The following is a 16966-nucleotide window of genomic DNA, read 5'->3' as shown; positions in this document are numbered from 1 at the left end:
GTCGGCTGCCGCTCGCGGCGGACGTGCTCGCCGCGTGCGCCTCGGCGGGCGCGGGCCCGCGCGAGGCGGCCGAGGCCGTCGGGACCTCGCTCGGCGGGCCGGTGGGCGACCTGCTGGCCGGCGCGGCGGCGGAGATCCAGCTCGGCGGCGAACCCGCCGTCGCCTGGGGCAGGTTCGGCGGGATACCGGGCGCGGCGGGACTCGCCCGCTGCCTGGAGCGCGCCTGCTCCACAGGCGCCCCCGCCGCCGAACCGCTGGCCCGGCTGGCACAGGGGCTGCGGGCCGAGCGGTCGAGGAGGGCCACGGCCAGGGCCCAGCGCGCACAGGTGCTGATCACGGGCCCGGTCGGCCTGTGCTTCCTGCCCGCTTTCCTCGCCACGGGGGTGGCCCCTGTGGTGCTCGGCCTGGCCACCGGGCTCCTGGGCGGCCGGTGAGGGGCGGCGCCCGGCGGGGGGCGAGGACGGGGGCCGCGTGGACGGGGGCCGCGTGCGCAGGCGGGCGGCGGGCGCCGTACGGCCACCCAGCGGGGATCGGCCGTACGGAACGAACACACCACGGCGAGTACGGAACGAACACAGCAAGGCGATCACCGAACGCATCCACGACGGCGGTGGCGCCGGACAAGGCGAAAGGCGAGGCACATGGACATGGGGATGAGCGGCATGAGGGGAACGGGCGGCGCGAGGGCGTTCGCGATCACGGCGGTGTCGCGGCTCAGGGCGGCGTGGGCGCGGCGCCCACGTTCGGACGCGGGCATGACCACGGCGGAGTACGCGATGGGCACGATCTCCGCGTGCGCCTTCGCCGCGGTGCTCTACAAGGTGGTCACGGGGAGCACGGTGCAGGGTGCCCTGCAGTCGCTGATCGGACGGGCGCTCCATGCGACGTTCTGACCGCGTCCCCGGCGGGCCGGGGCCGCGGCGCGACGGCGGCTATGTCACGGCGGAGGCTGCGGTGACCGTCCCGGGGCTCGTGGTCTTCTCGATGGCCCTGGTGTGGGGCCTTGCGGCGGCGGCCGCCCAGATCCAGTGCGTGGAGGCCGCGCGGGCCGGGGCGCGGGCGGCCGCCCGGTCCGAGCCGCGGGCCACGGCGCTCGACGCGGCCCGCTCGGCGGCGCCGGAGGGCGCCGAGGTCAGGCTCGCCAGGACCGGCGACCTGTGGACGGTGCGGGTGTCGGCGCCCACGCCGGGGCCAGGCGCGCTGGCGCTGACGCTGTCCGCCGAGGCGGTGGCGTCAGCCGAGGACGCGGTGCCCGCCGCCGGAGCGGCGGCAGGGGGCGGCGCGTGAGCGGGTGCGGCCGTGCCCGGTGCCGTCCCCGGGCGGCGCCGGGCCGCGGTGCGGCGGGAGACCGCGGTGCGGCGGGAGACCGCGGTGCGGCGACCGTGGTGGCGGCCGTGCTCGCCTGCGCGCTCTGCGCGCTGTTCGGGGTGTTGCTCGCGCTCGGCCAGGCCGTGGCGGCGCGGCACCGGGCAGGGGCCGCCGCCGACCTCGCGGCGCTGGCCGCGGCCGACACGGCACCGTACGGAGGTGCGGCGGCCTGCCGCCGCGCGGAACGGGTCGCGGCGGCGCAGGGGGCGCGGCTGGCCGCGTGCGCGGTGCAGGGGCCGGTCGCGGAGGTGACCGCGGTCGCCAGGGTCGGCCCGTACGCCCCGCACGTCAGGGCCCGTGCGGGGCCCGGGGCCCCGGCCGTCTTGGCGGCGAGCTCAGGGACCGGAGGCGCACCCTAGACCGGTGGTTCCGGCACCTGTGGGTCAGGGGCCTGAGGGGCCTGAGGGGCCGAGTGCGCCGAAGCCGGCGGGGCCGGTGCCCGTGGGGCGGCGCCCTGCTGTGCCGGGACCGACGGTGGTGGGCCTGGGGCCGGTGGCCCCTGGGGCGGGGCGGGTGTCCCCGGGGCCTCGTGGGGCTCGGGGGCGCCCCGGTGCTGGGCGGGCCCCGCGGAGACCGCGGACCCCTCGGAGTCCTCGGGCGCGTTCCTCAGCAGCTCCGTGAGGAGGCGGACCGCGGCGCGTTTGTGCAGGGGGTCGTTGCCGTTGCCGCACTTGGGCGACTGGATGCAGGACGGGCAGCCGGCCTCGCACTCGCAGGAGGCGATGACCTCGCGCGTGGCGGTGAGCCAGGCGCGGGCCGTGTGGAAGGCGCGCTCGGCGAAGCCCGCGCCGCCCGGGTGGCCGTCGTAGACGAAGACCGTGGGCAGCAGCGTGTCGGGGTGGAGCGGGATCGAGACGCCGCCGATGTCCCAGCGGTCGCAGGTGGCGAAGAGGGGGAGGAGCCCGATGGAGGCGTGTTCCGCGGCGTGCAGGGCGCCGCCGAGCTGTTCGGGGTTGACGCGGGCGGCGTCGAGCTGGTCCTCGGTGACCGTCCACCACACGGCGCGGGTGCGCAGCGTGCGCGGCGGCAGGTCGAGCTTGCTCTCGCCGAGCACCTCGCCGGTGATCAAGCGGCGTCTGAGGAAGGAGACGACCTGGTTGGTGACCTCGACGGAGCCGTAGCAGAGGCGTCCGCCGCCCCACGGGACCTCGGTCTCGGTCTCCAGCACGGAGATGGCGGTCGTGTCGCGGGCCGTCGTCGAGTACGGCGGGTCGGCCTCCTCGACCAGGGCGACGGAGTCGGCCAGGTCCAGGTGCTTCACCAGGTACGTACGGCCCTGGTGGAGGTGGACGGCGCCGTCGTGCACGGCGGTGTGGGCGGCGGCCTCGTCGACCGTGCCGAGCAGCCGTCCCGTGCCGGCCTCCACGACCTGGACGGGGCTGCCGCCCCCGCCGCGGATGTCCGCGAGGTCGGCCGCGCGCCTGCGCTGCGTCCAGTACCAGCCGGAGGAGCGGCGGCGCAGCAGGGCGGCCGACTCCAGCTGCGGCAGCAGCTTTGCCGTCGCGGGGCCGAACAGCGGCAGGTCGTCCTGAGTGAGGGGCAGCTCGGCGGCGGCCGCGCACAGGTGGGGGGCGAGCACGTACGGGTTGTCGGGGTCGAGGACGGTCGACTCGACGGGCTGCCTGAACAGCGCCTCCGGGTGGTGGACGAGGAAGGTGTCCAGCGGGTCGTCCCTGGCCACCAGCACGGCGAGGGCGCCCTGCCCCGACCGCCCCGCGCGCCCCGCCTGCTGCCACAGGGAGGCGCGGGTGCCCGGGTAGCCGGTGATCAGGACGGCGTCGAGGCCGGAGACGTCGATGCCGAGTTCGAGGGCGGTGGTGGCGGCGAGGCCGAGGAGTTCGCCCGAGTGCAGGGCGGCCTCAAGGGCGCGGCGTTCCTCCGGCAGGTAGCCGCCCCGGTAGGCGGCGACCCGGCCCGGCAGGGAGCGGTCGACCTCGGCCAGGCGCTCCTTGGCGATGACGGAGATCAGCTCGGCGCCGCGGCGGGACCGTACGAAGGCGACGGTGCGGACGCCCTGCACGGTCAGGTCGGTGAGGAGGTCGGCGGTCTCCGCGGTGGCGGTGCGGCGCACGGGTGCGCCCCGCTCACCGTGCAGGTCGGTGAGCGGGGGCTCCCACAGGGCGAAGACGACCTCGCCGCGCGGTGAGGCGTCGTCGGCGACTTCGCGCACGGTCAGGCCGGTGAGGCGGCCCGCTGTGAGCGCGGGGTCGGCGGCGGTGGCCGAGGCGAGCAGGAAGACCGGGTGCGCGCCGTAGCGCGCGCACACGCGGCGCAGCCGCCGCAGCACCTGGGCGACGTGCGAGCCGAAGACGCCCCGGTAGGTGTGGCACTCGTCGATCACGACATAGCGCAGGGCGCGCAGGAAGGAGGACCAGCGCGGGTGGGACGGGAGGATCCCGCGGTGCAGCATGTCGGGGTTGGTCAGGACGTAGTTCGCGTACTGGCGCACCCACTCGCGCTCCTCGACGGGCGTGTCGCCGTCGTAGACGGCGGGGCGTACGGCCGTGCCGAGCGGCGCGGCCAGCTCGCGCACGGCGCGGCGCTGGTCGGCGGCGAGCGCCTTGGTGGGCGCCAGGTACAGGGCGGTGGCGCCCCGGCCGTTCGGCGCCTCGGAGCCGTCGAGGAGGGTGCTGAGGACGGGCGCGAGGTAGGCGAGGGACTTGCCGGACGCCGTGCCGGTGGCGATCACCACGGACTCGCCGTCGAGCGCGTGCTCCGCCGCCTGAGCCTGGTGGGCCCACGGATGGTCGATCCCGGCCGTCTGGATCGCCGCGACGACCTCGCTGCGAATGCGATCGGGCCAGACCGCATGACGTCCCGGTCGAGGGGGCAGGTGCTCCGTATGGGTGATGCGCGCAGCCCGGCCCGCCGCGGCGGCGAGCCGGTCGAGGACCGCGTCCGGCGTGGGGCGGTCTTCCCCGCTCCCGGCGGGTCCACTGGGGTGGTGATTCCTGGCCATCGGCATCGAGTGTGTCACTGGCGTGCGGGACAATGGCCCCAAGGCGTCGTGCATGGCTGCTGGTAAGTGATTGAATGCCATCGCGGCTGGCGATACGTCCCCTGGCTCCGTCGGGGAGACCCGAGGGGCGACCGCTCGATAGCAAGGTGCTGGAGGATCCGTGGACCTGTCCCTGTCGACTCGCAACGTGTCCGGCCCTGGAGGCGACCGTACGGTCGTCGAGGTCGGTGGCGAGATTGATGTGTATACCGCGCCCAAGCTGCGCGAGCAGTTGGTGGAGTTGGTGAACGACGGCAGCTACCACCTGGTCGTCGACATGGAGGGCGTGGACTTCCTCGACTCGACCGGGCTCGGCGTGCTCGTGGGCGGCCTCAAGAGGGTCCGCGCACACGAGGGCTCGCTGCGTCTCGTCTGCAACCAGGAGCGCATTCTCAAGATCTTCCGGATCACGGGCCTCACCAAGGTGTTCCCGATCCACACCACGGTGGACGAGGCCGTGGCCGCCACCGACTGACGTCGGCAGCGGCTTCCGGAGGAATGGGCGGGGGAGCCGGGCGCGTCTGCCCGGGTCCCGCGTTCGCAGGCTCGTGGAAGTGGTGGAGAGTGCACGCTCGTATGTCCGAGGGGGATCCGAATGGCCACCGTTGAACTCCGCTTCAGCGCCCAGCCGGAACATGTCAGAACGGCCCGTCTGGTGGCCGCTGCCGTGGCGCGGCGGGCCGGAGTCGACGAGGCCGTTCTCGACGAGGTCAGGCTCGCCGTGGGTGAGGCGTGCAGCCGTGCCGTGGGGCTGCACCGCAGCCATGGCATCACCTCCCCCGTGATGGTGGCGCTGACCGAGGAGGAGAAGACCTTCTCCATCGAGGTCGGTGACGGGGTGCCGGGATCCGGCGCGTCCGGGGCCGGTCCCGGTGCGGGCGGCCCCGCCGCGGACTCCGAGGGCGGAGAGGGCGAGGACGAGATGGGGCTCGCGGTGATCAGCGGGCTTGTCGACGACGTCAAGGTCACCTCGGGCGCCGAGGGCGGCGTGATCAGGATGAGCTGGCCGACCGCTTCAGCGGTGCCGCTGGCCTGAGGGGCGCCGCGCGTTCAGGAGAGGTCCTGTGAGCAGGGCCTCTTTTCTCATGCCCGGCGCCGCCGGGGGCGTACGTCACCCCCTCCGGGCGTACGCCCCCGGCCGGTCGTGCGCGCCGCGTCTGGATCGTGCGCCCGCCCCCTTCCGGGCGTACGCGGCCCTGCCCCCGTCGTACATGTCCTGCTCATGCCCCACCTCCGCCTCCGCATCCACCTCCGCCTCCGCCCCGCCCCCGTCGCAGGCGGGGCTCTCGCAGCCGCCGGGGCGCTCGTACTCGTCGGTAGCGTGAGGTGTCTCTCGCCGTGAGGTGTCTCTCATGTGGGGCAAAACCGGTCAAGCCGGTGCGGAGGGGTTCGCTTCGGCGCCGCCACGGGGTGAGCGGCGTGTATGTTCCGGGGCCGAGAGCCTCGGAAGGGACCGATCGGTGAAGAAGAAGCTTGCGGCCACGCTGTCCGGTGGCGCTGTGGTGCTCCTGGCGCTGTCCGGGTGCGGCAACAACGACGGCAAGGTGAACGACTGGGCCAAGGGCTTCTGCGACAAGGTGCAGCCGCAGCGGCAGGCCATCTCCGACGCCAACGAGTCCATCGTGAAGGCCACCTCCACCGCGAGCTCGCCCGGGGACGTCAAGAAGGTGGACTCGGCGGCCTTCAGGACCAACGCCAACGCCTACCGTGCGCTGGCCTCCGCGGTGAAGTCGGCCGGCGCGCCGCCCGTGGACGACGGCGAGAAGACCCAGAAGGACGCGGTCAGCGAGCTCAACGCGACCGCGAGCGCGTACGCGGCGCTCCAGAAGCAGGTCGACGCGCTGGACACCAAGGACCAGGCGAAGTTCGCGCAGCAGCTCGGCGACGTCTCGACGCAGCTCGGCAAGATCGGGTCGAGCGGCGACTCCGCGCTGCGCAAGCTCCAGTCGGGCGACCTCGGCAAAGCCATGGCCAAGCAGCCCGGCTGCAAGAAGGGCACCCCCTCGGGGGCGGCCTCCGCCTCGGCGTCGTAGGCCCGGCGGGCGGGCCGGTGCCGGGCGCTGTCAGTGGTGCCCGTCACAATGTGGGGGTGAGTACCACCAGTCTTCCCGCACCCGACCGCGCGGCCCGGCTCCGCGAAGCCCTGCTGGCCGCGGAGTTCACCGCAGACGGCCTGCTCGACCTGCTCGGCGCGCCCGCCTACGCGGCGCTGGCGCGCAGCGAGACCGTGCCCGCGCTGCGTGCCACCGGTGGCGCGGCCCGGCTCGACACGCTGGTGCGGCTGTTCCTGCTCCAGCGCGCCGTGCCCGCGGAGCGCGCCGCGGCCGCGCTGCCGCTGGCGGACGCCCTGGCCGACGGCTGGCTCGCCGAGGCGGGCGGCGGGGGCGTGCGGGCGACGGTCGACGTCCGGCCGTACGGCGGGCCGGAGGGGCAGGACTGGTTCATCGTCTCCGACCTGGGCTGCGCGGTCGGCGGCGCCGCGGGCGCGGGCGGGCGCGGCGCGGGCGTCGTGCTGGGCGTCGGCGGCGCGTCGACCACCCTCGCGGGGCTCACGGTCCGCGCGCGGGCCGGCACCGCCCTGGACCTCGGCACGGGCTCCGGCATCCAGGCGCTGCACGCCTCGCAGCACGCGGGCAGGGTCACGGCGACCGACCTCAACCCGAGGGCCCTTGAGTTCGCCCGGCTCACGCTCGCGCTGTCCGGGGCGCCAGGCGCCGAGCTGCTCGAAGGCTCGCTGTTCGAGCCGGTGGGCGACCGGACGTTCGACCTCATCGTGTCGAACCCGCCGTTCGTGATCTCGCCCGCTGGCCCCGACGAGGACGCCGCGCGGCGCACGTACAGGGACGGCGGGATGGCCGGCGACGACCTCTGCCGCACGCTGGTGCGGCAGGCGGGCGACCATCTCGCGGAGGGCGGCTTCGCCCACTTCCTCGCCAATTGGGAGCACGTCGAGGGCGAGGAGTGGCAGGACCGGCTGCGCTCCTGGGTCCCGCAGGGCTGCGACGCCTGGATCGTGCAGCGGGAGGTCCAGGACGTCACCCAGTACGCGGAGCTGTGGCTGCGCGACAGCGGGGAGCACGGCGGCCCCGACCCCGAGCGGTACGAGCGGCTGTACGGGGCCTGGCTCGACGAGTTCGGCCGCAGGAGGACCCGCGCGGTCGGCTTCGGCTGGATCACGCTCCGCAAGGCCGCCTCCGACCGTCCCTCGGTCGTCGTGGAGGACTGGCCGCACCCCGTGGAGCAGCCGCTCGGCGAGACCGTGCGGGCGCACTTCGCCCGGCAGGACTACCTGCGCACGCACGACGACGCGGCCCTGCTCGCCGACCGCTTCACGCTCGCGCCCGAAGTAGTGCAGGAACAGGTCGGCCTGCCCGGCGCGGAGGACCCCGAGCACGTGGTGCTGCGCCAGCACCGTGGCATGCGCAGGGCGACGGAGGTCGACACGGTCGGCGCGGGCTTCGCCGGCGTCTGCGACGGCACCCTCACCGCGGGCCGCATCCTCGACGCGATCGCCCAGCTGGTGGACGAGGACCCGGTCGCGCTCAGGGACCGCACCCCCGAGTCCATCCGCCTGCTGATCGGTGAGGGCTATCTGGAGCCGGCGGCGGACGGCGCCCCCGCGGCGGTGGGGGAGGCCGCGGCGATCTAGGGCCTCTCGTGTGGGTCATGCCGGGCTCGCGTGTCCCGGCACCGCGTCTCGCGGCGTTGTCGTCGGTCGCCAGGGTCCCGCCATGACCCCCTCCTCCGCCGTGCGGTCCGGCCCCAGCCTCCGGCCCCCAGCCTCCGGCCGGGGGCACCCCCAGGCACCGGACCCCGCTCCCTGATCCGTCCTGAGCCAGACGAAAGACCCCAGACCCTGCCCCGGGGGCGCGCCCATAATCGCGGGCATGGACGTCGGGCACGCCGGGGCCCTCACCTTCGCCGGCTTCGAGATGTTCCTGGCCCTCAGCAGGAACGAGCACTTCGGGCAGGCCGCCGCCGAGCTGGGGGTGAGCGCGGCCACCGTCCAGCGCACCGTGCGCGCGCTGGAGCGGAAGCCCGGGGTGGCGCTGATCGAGCAGTCGGCGCGCCGGGTGCGCATGCTGCACAGCGGGCACGTGCTGGTGCGCGAGGCGCAGGCGGTGCTGCGGGCCAGGCCCGACGCCGTGGACACCACGCGGGCCGAGTCGGGGGTGCCGCACCGCAGGCTGCGGATCGCGCACACCCACTCCCTCGGGCTCTGCTTCGTGCCCGACGTGCTCGCCGACCTCCTCGGCGCCCACCCGGAGCTGCGATTCCGCTGCTGGCAGAGCTCGGCGACCAATGTGGTCTCGGCGCTGCTGCGCGGCGAGGCGGACCGCGTCCATGTCTCCGCGGCCAAGCACGGCCTGGTCGGCCTGACCCTGGCGCTCGCCGAGGCGTGCGCGGGGGACGGCAGCACGGTGAACGCGGTCTCGCCCGGCCACCTGAACGCCCCCGCGGAGGCGGAGACCGCGCGCGACCGCGCCGAAGTGGCGGCGGCGGTCGCCTTCCTCGCCTCCCCCCCCCACAGGCCGCCGGTGTCACCGGCGAGGTGATCTCGGTGGGCCCCCGACGCCCCGGGCCGACCCGCCCATGACGCGGCCACCCCAGACGCACCGACGCCCCGGCCGCGGGCCCGTCGCTGACGCACCGACGCCCCGCCCGCGGGCCCGCCGTGCGGCGCCCGCGCCTGAGCGCCTGCGACCCGTGCGCCTGCGACCCACGCCCCGCCCGCCGGCCCGCCGTGCGGGCGTCGCGTCGCGTGGTCCGTCGCGCTCCCGACGGCTGGTGCTTCGGGCGTAGGGGATGCACGCCGATCCGGCGGAACCGGGAGCGGGCCCGCAGAGCAGCGCCCGCTCCCGGTGGTGAGCGGAATCCCCTGTGAGGGGCCGGGACCGGGCGCGGGACCGCGCGGCACGAGGGCGGGACACCCACGCGGACCTGCGGTGACGCGACGGAAGCCGGGGCGGTCCTGGCAGGGCGCGGGGCGCTGCCCGGCGCCGGGGCGGAACGCGGAGCGCGCGTCCCCGCCGGTGCGCGGCGGCACGGCGGCGCGCGGGCCCCGGCGGCGGGAATGCCGGGAGTCGGGTTACCGTTCGAGGGGCCGTTGCGGGATTTCGCCGTTTGACACAGGGGCGGGTTGTACCGTCACACTCCGCAGCGGAGGAGCGTCACAGCGGGGCCGCGCCACGGGCTCCGTGGGCCCGCGCCGTACTGTCGTAAGTGAGCGCAGCAGTCGTACGGACCCGCAGGGCCCATCGAGCGTCGACCGGAGAGAGAAGAACGAAGTTGTCCCCGACCAGCGAGACCGCGAACGGCGGCCGCCGACTCGTCATCGTCGAGTCGCCCGCCAAGGCCAAGACGATCAAGGGGTACCTGGGTCCCGGGTACGTCGTCGAGGCGAGCGTCGGGCACATCCGCGACCTGCCGAACGGGGCCGCAGAGGTCCCCGAGAAGTACACCGGCGAGGTGCGCAGGCTCGGCGTCGACGTCGAGCACGACTTCCAGCCGATCTACGTGGTCAACTCCGACAAGCGCTCCCAGGTCAGGAAGCTCAAGGAGCTGCTCGCCGAGTCGGACGAACTCTTCCTCGCCACCGATGAGGACCGCGAGGGCGAGGCCATCGCGTGGCACCTCCAGGAGGTCCTCAAGCCCAAGGTCCCCGTCCACCGGATGGTCTTCCACGAGATCACCAAGGACGCGATCAGGGCGGCCGTCGCCAACCCGCGCGAGCTCAACACGCAGATGGTCGACGCGCAGGAGACCCGCCGCATCCTGGACCGGCTCTACGGCTACGAGGTCTCGCCCGTCCTGTGGAAGAAGGTCATGCGCGGCCTGTCCGCCGGCCGCGTGCAGTCCGTGGCAACCCGGCTCGTCGTCGAGCGCGAGCGCGAGCGCATCGCCTTCCGCTCCGCCGAGTACTGGGACCTCACCGGTACCTTCGGCACGGGCCGCGCGGGAGACGCCTCTGACCCGTCGTCGCTGGTCGCGCGCCTGGTATCGGTCGACGGGCGCCGGGTGGCGCAGGGCCGCGACTTCGGCGCCGACGGCCGGCTCAAGTCGGACCAGGTGCTCCACCTCGACGAGGCGAACGCGCGGGCGCTCGCCGCTGCGCTGGAGTCGGCGTCGTTCGCGGTGCGCTCCGTCGAGTCGAAGCCGTACCGCCGCTCGCCCTCGGCGCCGTTCCGTACGACGACGCTTCAGCAGGAGGCCTCGCGGAAGCTCGGCTTCGGCGCGAAGGCGACCATGCAGATCGCCCAGAAGCTGTACGAGAACGGCTTCATCACCTACATGCGTACGGACTCCACGACGCTCTCCGACACCGCGGTGTCGGCGGCGCGCGCCCAGGTCACGCAGTTGTACGGCGGCGACTACCTGCCCGAGAGGCCGCGCACGTACGCCGGGAAGGTCAAGAACGCACAGGAGGCGCACGAGGCGATCAGGCCCTCGGGCGACCGTTTCCGCACCCCCGCCGAGACCGGCCTGAGCGGTGACCAGTTCCGGCTGTACGAGCTGATCTGGAAGCGGACCGTCGCCTCCCAGATGAAGGACGCGGTCGGCAACAGCGTCACCGTCAGGATCGGCGGCCGTGCCGCCGACGGCAGGGACGCCGAGTTCACCGCGTCAGGCAAGACCATCACGTTCCACGGCTTCATGAAGGCGTACGTCGAGGGCGCCGACGACCCGAACGCGGAGCTCGACGACCGCGAGCGGCGCCTCCCGCAGGTCGCCGAGGGCGACCCGCTGCGCGCCGAGGAGATCACCGCCGACGGCCACTCCACCAAGCCGCCCGCCCGCTACACCGAGGCGTCGCTGGTCAAGGAGCTGGAGGAGCGCGAGATCGGCCGTCCTTCGACGTACGCGTCGATCATCGGCACGATCCTGGACCGCGGCTACGTCTTCAAGAAGGGCACGGCCCTCGTGCCGTCCTTCCTCTCCTTCGCCGTGGTCAACCTGCTGGAGAAGCACTTCGGCCGGCTCGTCGACTACGACTTCACCGCCCGCATGGAGGACGACCTCGACCGCATCGCGCGCGGCGAGGCCCGCTCGGTGCCGTGGCTCAGGCGGTTCTACTTCGGCGAGGGCGGCGACGACGCGGGCACCGCTTCCGTCGCGGGCAACGGCGACGGCGACCACCTCGGCGGCCTCAAGGAGCTGGTCACGGACCTCGGCGCGATCGACGCGCGGGAGATCTCGTCGTTCCCCGTGGGCAACGGGATCATGCTGCGCGTCGGCCGCTACGGGCCGTACGTGGAGCGCGGCGAGAAGGACTCCGAGGACCACCAGCGCGCCGACGTGCCGGAGGACCTCGCCCCCGACGAGCTGACGACCGAGTACGCGGAGGAGCTGCTCGCCAAGCCGAGCGGCGACTTCGATCTTGGCGTGGACCCGGAGACCGGCCACCCGATCGTCGCGAAGGCCGGAAGATACGGCCCGTACGTGACGGAGGTGCTGCCGGACGGCACGCCCAAGACGGGCAAGAACGCGGTGAAGCCGCGCACCGCCTCCCTCTTCAAGTCGATGTCGCTCGACACGGTCACGCTCCAGGACGCGCTCAAGCTGATGTCGCTGCCGCGCGTGGTCGGCACGGACGCGGACGGCGTGGAGATCACCGCGCAGAACGGCCGCTACGGCCCGTACTTGAAGAAGGGCACGGACTCGCGCTCGCTCCAGAGCGAGGAGCAGCTGTTCGACATCACGCTGGAAGAGGCGCTCGCGATCTACGCGCAGCCGAAGCAGCGGGGCCGCGCGGCGGCCAAGCCCCCGTTGAAGGAGCTGGGCACCGACCCGGTCAGCGAGCGGCCCGTGGTCGTCAAGGACGGCCGCTTCGGCCCGTACGTGACGGACGGCGAGACCAACGCGACGCTGCGCACCGGCGACACGGTCGAGGAGATCACGCCGGAGCGCGGCTACGAGCTGCTGGCCGAGCGGCGCGCCAAGGGGCCCGCGAAGAAGACCGCCAAGAAGGCGGCGGCGAAGAAGTCCACGACCAAGAAGACCACCGCGAAGAAGTCCACCGCGAAGAAGTCGGCGGCCAAGACGACGACCGCGAAGTCCACCGCCAAGAAGACCACGACGGCGAAGAAGACGACGGCGAAGAAGACGACGGCGTCGTCCTCGGCGGGCGCCTCCGGCGGCTCCGAGGGCTGAGGCGCTGCGGGACCGGGACCCGCCGCTCCGGCGGGTGGCCGTCGCTCCGGCGGCCCGAAGGGCTGGGCCGGCCGCTTCCGGGACCGCCCGGCCTGGACGCCTGTCAGCTGTTTCCTGGTCCGCCTGGGCGCCCGATGCCCGCTTCCGGCGCCGCCCGGCCTGGACGCCTGACGGCCCCGCCCCCGATCCGCCCGGACCCTGGCAGCCGTTCCGGATGAGTCGGCCGGCGGTTCGGGCGGCCGGTGGCCGGGCCCGCGGGCTCACCCGGTACGCACGGGCCGTGACGGAGCGTCGGGGCGGGTGTCCCGGTGGTCGTTGATGGGGTGGTTTCGTACGGAAACGCCGTAGGGGCCGCCGGGTGCGGCTCCCCGCGCGGGCGGGCGCCGTACTGCCGCGTTCGTACGGGCCGGGGCCTCCGGGTGCCCGTGCCGTCCCGATAGGCTGGGCGGATGACGCGAGCCGAGCAGCCAACGGTCGTGGTCCCCACCTCCGACCACGACGCACTTGCCGCAGACTCACGGGAGCGCGCCGTCCGTTCTCTGCTGCGCCTGCCCCCGCTGAGGCGGCTGTGGGGCGCGCAGTTCGCGGGCGGCATCGGTGATGTCCTCGCGGTCCTCGTCCTGGTGGTGCTGACTCTCCAGGCGGCGATCACGGACGGCTCGTTCGGATCCGGGTACCGGGGTGTCGCGTTCGCCGTGGCCGCCGTGTTCGGCGCGCGGGTCGTGGCGACGCTGCTGTTCGGCGCCGTCCTGCTCGGACCGCTGACGGCCCTCCTCGCGCCCGGCAGCGGACGCCCCCGCCCCGCCGGCGGCGCCAAGGACGCCAAGAGCGCCAGGGACGCCAAGGACGCTGAGAACGCCGATGACCCGGGCGCCGCGGAGAGGTCCGCGGGTGAGCCGGCCGCCGGGGGTTCGGCGATCGCGCCGGGCGACAGCCGCCCGACGCTCGACGCGGGCGCCCGGCAGGGCGCCACCGCGCCCAAGGCCGCGAAGAAGCCGCGCCCGCCGCGCGACGGCGGCCCCCTCGACCGCCGCTGGACGATGATCGTCACGGACGGCGTGCGGCTCGCCCTGCTGATCGTCGCGCCGCTGTGGATCGACTGGACGCCGGACCGCGCGCTGCCGATCCTGCTCAGCACGGTCTTCGTGGCCGGGGTCGCCGAGCGCTTCTGGACCGTCGCCAAGGACAGCGCCGCGCCCGCCCTGCTGCCCCCGCCGCCGCCCGAGGGCGACGCGGTCAGGCCGCTGCCCGACCACCTGGACGCGCTGCGCAGGCTGTCGCTGCGCACCTCGTTCTTCGCGGTGCCCGCGGCGGCCGCCGTGCTGCTCGTCGCCACGCTGATCGGCAATCTCCTCGGCACCGGCGTCGAGTGGTTCTCGCTCCACCAGGTGGCGCTCGCCTCGTACGTCGCGGCGGGCCTGTTCGCCGCGTCGGTCTCCACGCTCGTACTCCTGGAGATCCCCGAGGGCAGGACCCCGCGCCCGCGCTCCCCGCTGGAAGGGCTCCGCCGCCCCGCCGCCGCGGTCCGGGCGCGCGCCGCCGCAGGGGGCGAGGGGGGCGCCCCGGCCGCCGACGGGACCGGCACGCCGGACGCGGCTGCCGCTCCCGCCGCCGCGGACCGTGGCCGTACCGGAGCCGTACCGCTGCTCGTCCTCGCCTGTGGCGCCCTCGCCGGGGCGATCACCTCCGCGGTCGCGGTGTCCGTGCTCGACGCCAAGGACCTCGGCGGCGGCCCTGTCGCCTTCGCGCTGCTCGTCCTCGCCCTCACCGGCGGCACGGGCCTCGGCATCCGGCGCGGCCCCACGGTGCTGCCCGCCCTCTCCCGCAACCGCATGATGGTCCTCGCGACCGCCGTCACCGGTGTCGCGCTGCTCGCCATGGGCCTGGTGCCCGACACGGCGACGGTGCTGTTCCTCGCGCTGCTCGCCGGGTTCGCCGCGGGCGTCGCCGCGAACGCGGGCCACACCCTCGTCGAACTCCAGGCGGAGGAGCGGCGCAGGGCCAGGTTCGCCGACCACCTCCAGGCGGTCGTCCGGGTCTCCATGGCCGTCGCCGCGGTCGTCGCGCCGCTCGTCGCGGCCGCCATCGGCCCGCACCGCCTCGCGGGCGGCGACTTCGTCTTCGCGCACGGCGGCGCCGCCTTCACACTGATGCTGGTCGGCGCGCTGCTGCTGCCCGTGGCCGCGGTCGTCCTCGCCAAGACCGACGACAGGTCGGGCGTGCCGCTGCGGCAGGACCTGCTCGACGCGGTGCGCGGCGGCTCGGAACCCGCGCAGGCGTCCGCCGCGACCGGCTTCTTCATCGCCGTCGAGGGCGGTGACGGCGCGGGCAAGTCCACCCAGGTGGAGGCGCTTGCCGAGTGGATCAGAGGCAAGGGACACGAGGTCGTCGTCACCCGCGAGCCGGGAGCCACGCCGGTCGGCAAGAGGCTGCGGACGATCCTGCTCGACGTGTCGAGCGCGGGCCTTTCCAACCGCGCCGAGGCGCTGCTGTACGCGGCGGACCGCGCCGAGCACATCGACTCCGTCGTGCGGCCCGCGCTCGAACGGGGCGCCGTCGTCATCTCCGACCGCTACATCGACTCGTCCGTCGCCTACCAGGGCGCGGGCCGCGACCTGTCGCCCACGGAGATCGCCAGGATCTCGCGCTGGGCCACCCAGGGGCTCGTACCGCACCTGACGGTGCTGCTCGACATCGACCCGGCGACGGCGCGCGAGCGCTTCACGGAGGCGCCCGACCGGCTGGAGTCGGAGCCCGCCGAGTTCCACCAGCGGGTGCGCACCGGCTTCCTCACACTCGCCGCCGCCGACCCGGCGCGCTACCTGGTGGTCGACGCGGGCCGCGAGCCCGAGGCCGTCACCACCGCCGTACGCCACCGGCTCGACCAGCTGCTGCCGCTCTCCGAGGCCGAGATCAAGGCGCGGGAGGAGGCGCGCAGGGCGGCCATCGAGGAGGCGAGGCGCCGCGCAGAGGAAGAGGCCGCACGCGAGGCCGCGCGCAAGGCAGAGGAGGAGCGGCTCGAACGCGAACGGCAGGAGCAGCTCGCCAGGCTCCGCGCCGAGGAGGAGGAGCGCAAGCGCCGCGAGCTGGAAGAGGCGCGGCAGCGCGAGATCGAGCGCCAGGAGGAAGAGGCCAGGCAGCGCGCTAAGGAGGAGCGCCGCAGGGCCGAGGAGGAGCGGCTCGAACGCGAACGGCAGGAGCAGCTCGCCAGGCTCCGCGCCGAGGAGGAGGCGCGCAGGCAGGCCGAGGAGCAGGCACGGCGCGCGGAGGAGGAGCGGCAGCGGGCCGCGGAGGCCGAGCGCAGGCGCCTCGCCGAGCAGGAGGCGTACGAGGCGGAGCAGGAGCGGCTGCGGCAGCGGGCCGCCGAGGAGGCGCGCCAGCGCAAGGAGGACGCGGAGCGCCGCCTGGAGAAGCAGCGCAAGGCCGAGGAGGCCCTGCTGCGGGCCGAGGAGGCCAGGCGCCGCGAGGCGGAGGAGGCCGCGGCGGCGAGCCGGGAGGAGGGCGTGTCCCCCGGGGACACCCCGCCGTCCGGTGTGTCCCCGAGCGAGACCACGTTGCAGACCCCGGTCGTACGGGACCCGGAGGCGGAGCCGCCGGCCGCTGAGGGGCCCGCGGACGCGGAGCCCGGCACGCGCCGCAGGCCCTCGTGGGCCGCGGAGGAGTCGGCTCCTGCGCCGTCTCCGAAGGCCCCTTCGCCGGACGCCGACGCGCCGTCCGACGAGGAGGAGACCACGACGCTGCCCCGGTTCACGGACGCGGACGCGGAGCTTCCGGTCTCCGCCGACGAGCGTGCGGCCGAGGAGACGGCGGTGCTGCCGCAGTACCGTGCGGACCCGGCTGACGAGACCGCGGTCCTGCCGCAGGTACGGGACGAGCCCGAGCGCGGCGCCGACACCTCGGACCGCTTCCCGAAGGGGTACTTCAGGGACGAGGCCGGGGGAGGGGAGAGCGGCAACGAGCGCACGCGCGAGATGCCCCAGTACCCGGGCGGGGGCGCGGGCGACGACCGTGGCACGGGCGGCGGCAGGTCCGAGCGCCGCAGGTCGGACTGGGCGGAGGAGACCCCGCTCGACGACCTGCCGACCCTCGCGGACGAACTGCTCGGCCCGCACGACGACGAGGACGACGGCAGGGGCTGGGGCAGGGGGCGCGGCGGGCGCCGCTGACGGGCGTGCGGGACTGTCGTACCCACCCGCCACAATGGGGCAGGACGGTCGACATCGCGGACGGCACGGCCCCATGGTGTCGTGACGCCACGGGGCCGTGGGACACGGCGAACGACGTGCCCCGTCGCCATGGGACACGAGGCCCGATGTGCCGAGGCCGGGCCCGACGAGAAACCGGACCTGACGAGAAACCGGGCCCGACGAGAAACCGGACTTGACAAAGACCGGACTTGACGAAGACCGGACCTCATGAAGAACCGGACCTGACGAAGACCGGACCTGA

General features: G+C 74.8%; 12 protein-coding genes. 11 read left to right on the top strand and 1 reads right to left on the bottom strand.

The window, feature by feature from the left end; genetic code table 11:
- From ABEA77_RS25965 to ABEA77_RS25950, 4 genes are all read left to right on the top strand, one after another.
- Positions 1-434: type II secretion system F family protein (locus ABEA77_RS25965; protein ID WP_345652351.1), on the top strand; the 434-nt coding region annotated here is incomplete at its 5' end.
- Between the two features lie 228 nt (positions 435-662).
- Positions 663-893: a DUF4244 domain-containing protein gene (locus ABEA77_RS25960; RefSeq protein WP_425588391.1), complete on the top strand. Its 231-nt coding sequence runs from the start codon at positions 663-665 to the stop codon at positions 891-893.
- Positions 880-1287 carry a TadE family type IV pilus minor pilin gene (locus tag ABEA77_RS25955; protein ID WP_345652345.1) on the top strand — a complete coding sequence of 136 codons (408 nt, stop codon included), beginning with the start codon at positions 880-882 and terminating at the stop codon, positions 1285-1287. The genes ABEA77_RS25960 and ABEA77_RS25955 overlap by 14 nt, the downstream gene beginning before the upstream one ends.
- Positions 1288-1382: 95 nt before the next feature.
- Positions 1383-1727, top strand: coding sequence for an Rv3654c family TadE-like protein (locus tag ABEA77_RS25950; protein ID WP_345652343.1), 345 nt, complete (start codon positions 1383-1385; stop codon positions 1725-1727).
- On the opposite strand, the gene ABEA77_RS25945 is transcribed toward ABEA77_RS25950, so the two are convergent.
- Positions 1724-4408: a DEAD/DEAH box helicase gene (locus tag ABEA77_RS25945; protein WP_345652341.1), complete on the bottom strand. Its 2685-nt coding sequence runs from the start codon at positions 4406-4408 to the stop codon at positions 1724-1726. The genes ABEA77_RS25950 and ABEA77_RS25945 overlap by 4 nt on opposite strands.
- A 79-nt stretch (positions 4409-4487) precedes the next feature.
- Between ABEA77_RS25945 and ABEA77_RS25940 the strand changes: the two genes are divergently transcribed.
- The 7 genes from ABEA77_RS25940 (at position 4488) to tmk (ending at position 16683) form a co-directional block, all read left to right on the top strand.
- On the top strand, positions 4488-4841 hold the full coding sequence (locus ABEA77_RS25940; RefSeq protein WP_003967428.1) for an STAS domain-containing protein: 354 nt from the start codon (positions 4488-4490) through the stop codon (positions 4839-4841).
- 120 nt (positions 4842-4961) lie between these two features.
- The gene (locus ABEA77_RS25935; RefSeq protein ID WP_345652338.1) at positions 4962-5402 is read left to right on the top strand and encodes an ATP-binding protein; all 441 of its coding nucleotides are present in this window, start codon (positions 4962-4964) and stop codon (positions 5400-5402) included.
- A gap of 424 nt (positions 5403-5826) precedes the next feature.
- Positions 5827-6399, top strand: coding sequence for a small secreted protein (locus tag ABEA77_RS25930; protein ID WP_345652335.1), 573 nt, complete (start codon positions 5827-5829; stop codon positions 6397-6399).
- A 56-nt stretch (positions 6400-6455) separates the two neighbouring features.
- Complete coding sequence (locus ABEA77_RS25925) at positions 6456-8015, top strand: DUF7059 domain-containing protein (protein ID WP_345652332.1); 1560 nt, start codon at positions 6456-6458, stop codon at positions 8013-8015.
- Between the two features lie 238 nt (positions 8016-8253).
- On the top strand, positions 8254-8922 hold the full coding sequence (locus ABEA77_RS25920) for an SDR family oxidoreductase (RefSeq protein ID WP_345652329.1): 669 nt from the start codon (positions 8254-8256) through the stop codon (positions 8920-8922).
- A gap of 733 nt (positions 8923-9655) precedes the next feature.
- Positions 9656-12517: a type I DNA topoisomerase gene (gene topA / locus ABEA77_RS25915; protein WP_345652326.1), complete on the top strand. Its 2862-nt coding sequence runs from the start codon at positions 9656-9658 to the stop codon at positions 12515-12517.
- A 449-nt stretch (positions 12518-12966) separates the two neighbouring features.
- Positions 12967-16683: a dTMP kinase gene (tmk, locus tag ABEA77_RS25910; protein ID WP_345652323.1), complete on the top strand. Its 3717-nt coding sequence runs from the start codon at positions 12967-12969 to the stop codon at positions 16681-16683.
- The last annotated feature ends 283 nt before the right edge of the window (positions 16684-16966 follow it).

Source organism: Streptomyces tremellae, assembly GCF_039540215.1.
Taxonomy (GTDB): domain Bacteria; phylum Actinomycetota; class Actinomycetes; order Streptomycetales; family Streptomycetaceae; genus Streptomyces; species Streptomyces tremellae.
The sequence above is the reverse complement of the archived record's forward strand: the minus strand, read 5'-3'. Positions and strand labels throughout refer to the sequence as shown.

What these genes read in the sequence shown, in the direction of transcription:
- ABEA77_RS25960 (WP_425588391.1), top strand. Translation starts at nt 663, where the DNA reads ATGAGGGGAACGGGCGGCGCGAGGGCGTTCGCGATCACGGCGGTGTCG.
- ABEA77_RS25955 (WP_345652345.1), top strand. Translation starts at nt 880, where the DNA reads ATGCGACGTTCTGACCGCGTCCCCGGCGGGCCGGGGCCGCGGCGCGAC.
- ABEA77_RS25945 (WP_345652341.1), bottom strand. Translation starts at nt 4,408, where the DNA reads ATGGCATTCAATCACTTACCAGCAGCCATGCACGACGCCTTGGGGCCA.
- ABEA77_RS25935 (WP_345652338.1), top strand. Translation starts at nt 4,962, where the DNA reads ATGGCCACCGTTGAACTCCGCTTCAGCGCCCAGCCGGAACATGTCAGA.
- ABEA77_RS25920 (WP_345652329.1), top strand. Translation starts at nt 8,254, where the DNA reads ATGGACGTCGGGCACGCCGGGGCCCTCACCTTCGCCGGCTTCGAGATG.
- tmk (WP_345652323.1), top strand. Translation starts at nt 12,967, where the DNA reads ATGACGCGAGCCGAGCAGCCAACGGTCGTGGTCCCCACCTCCGACCAC.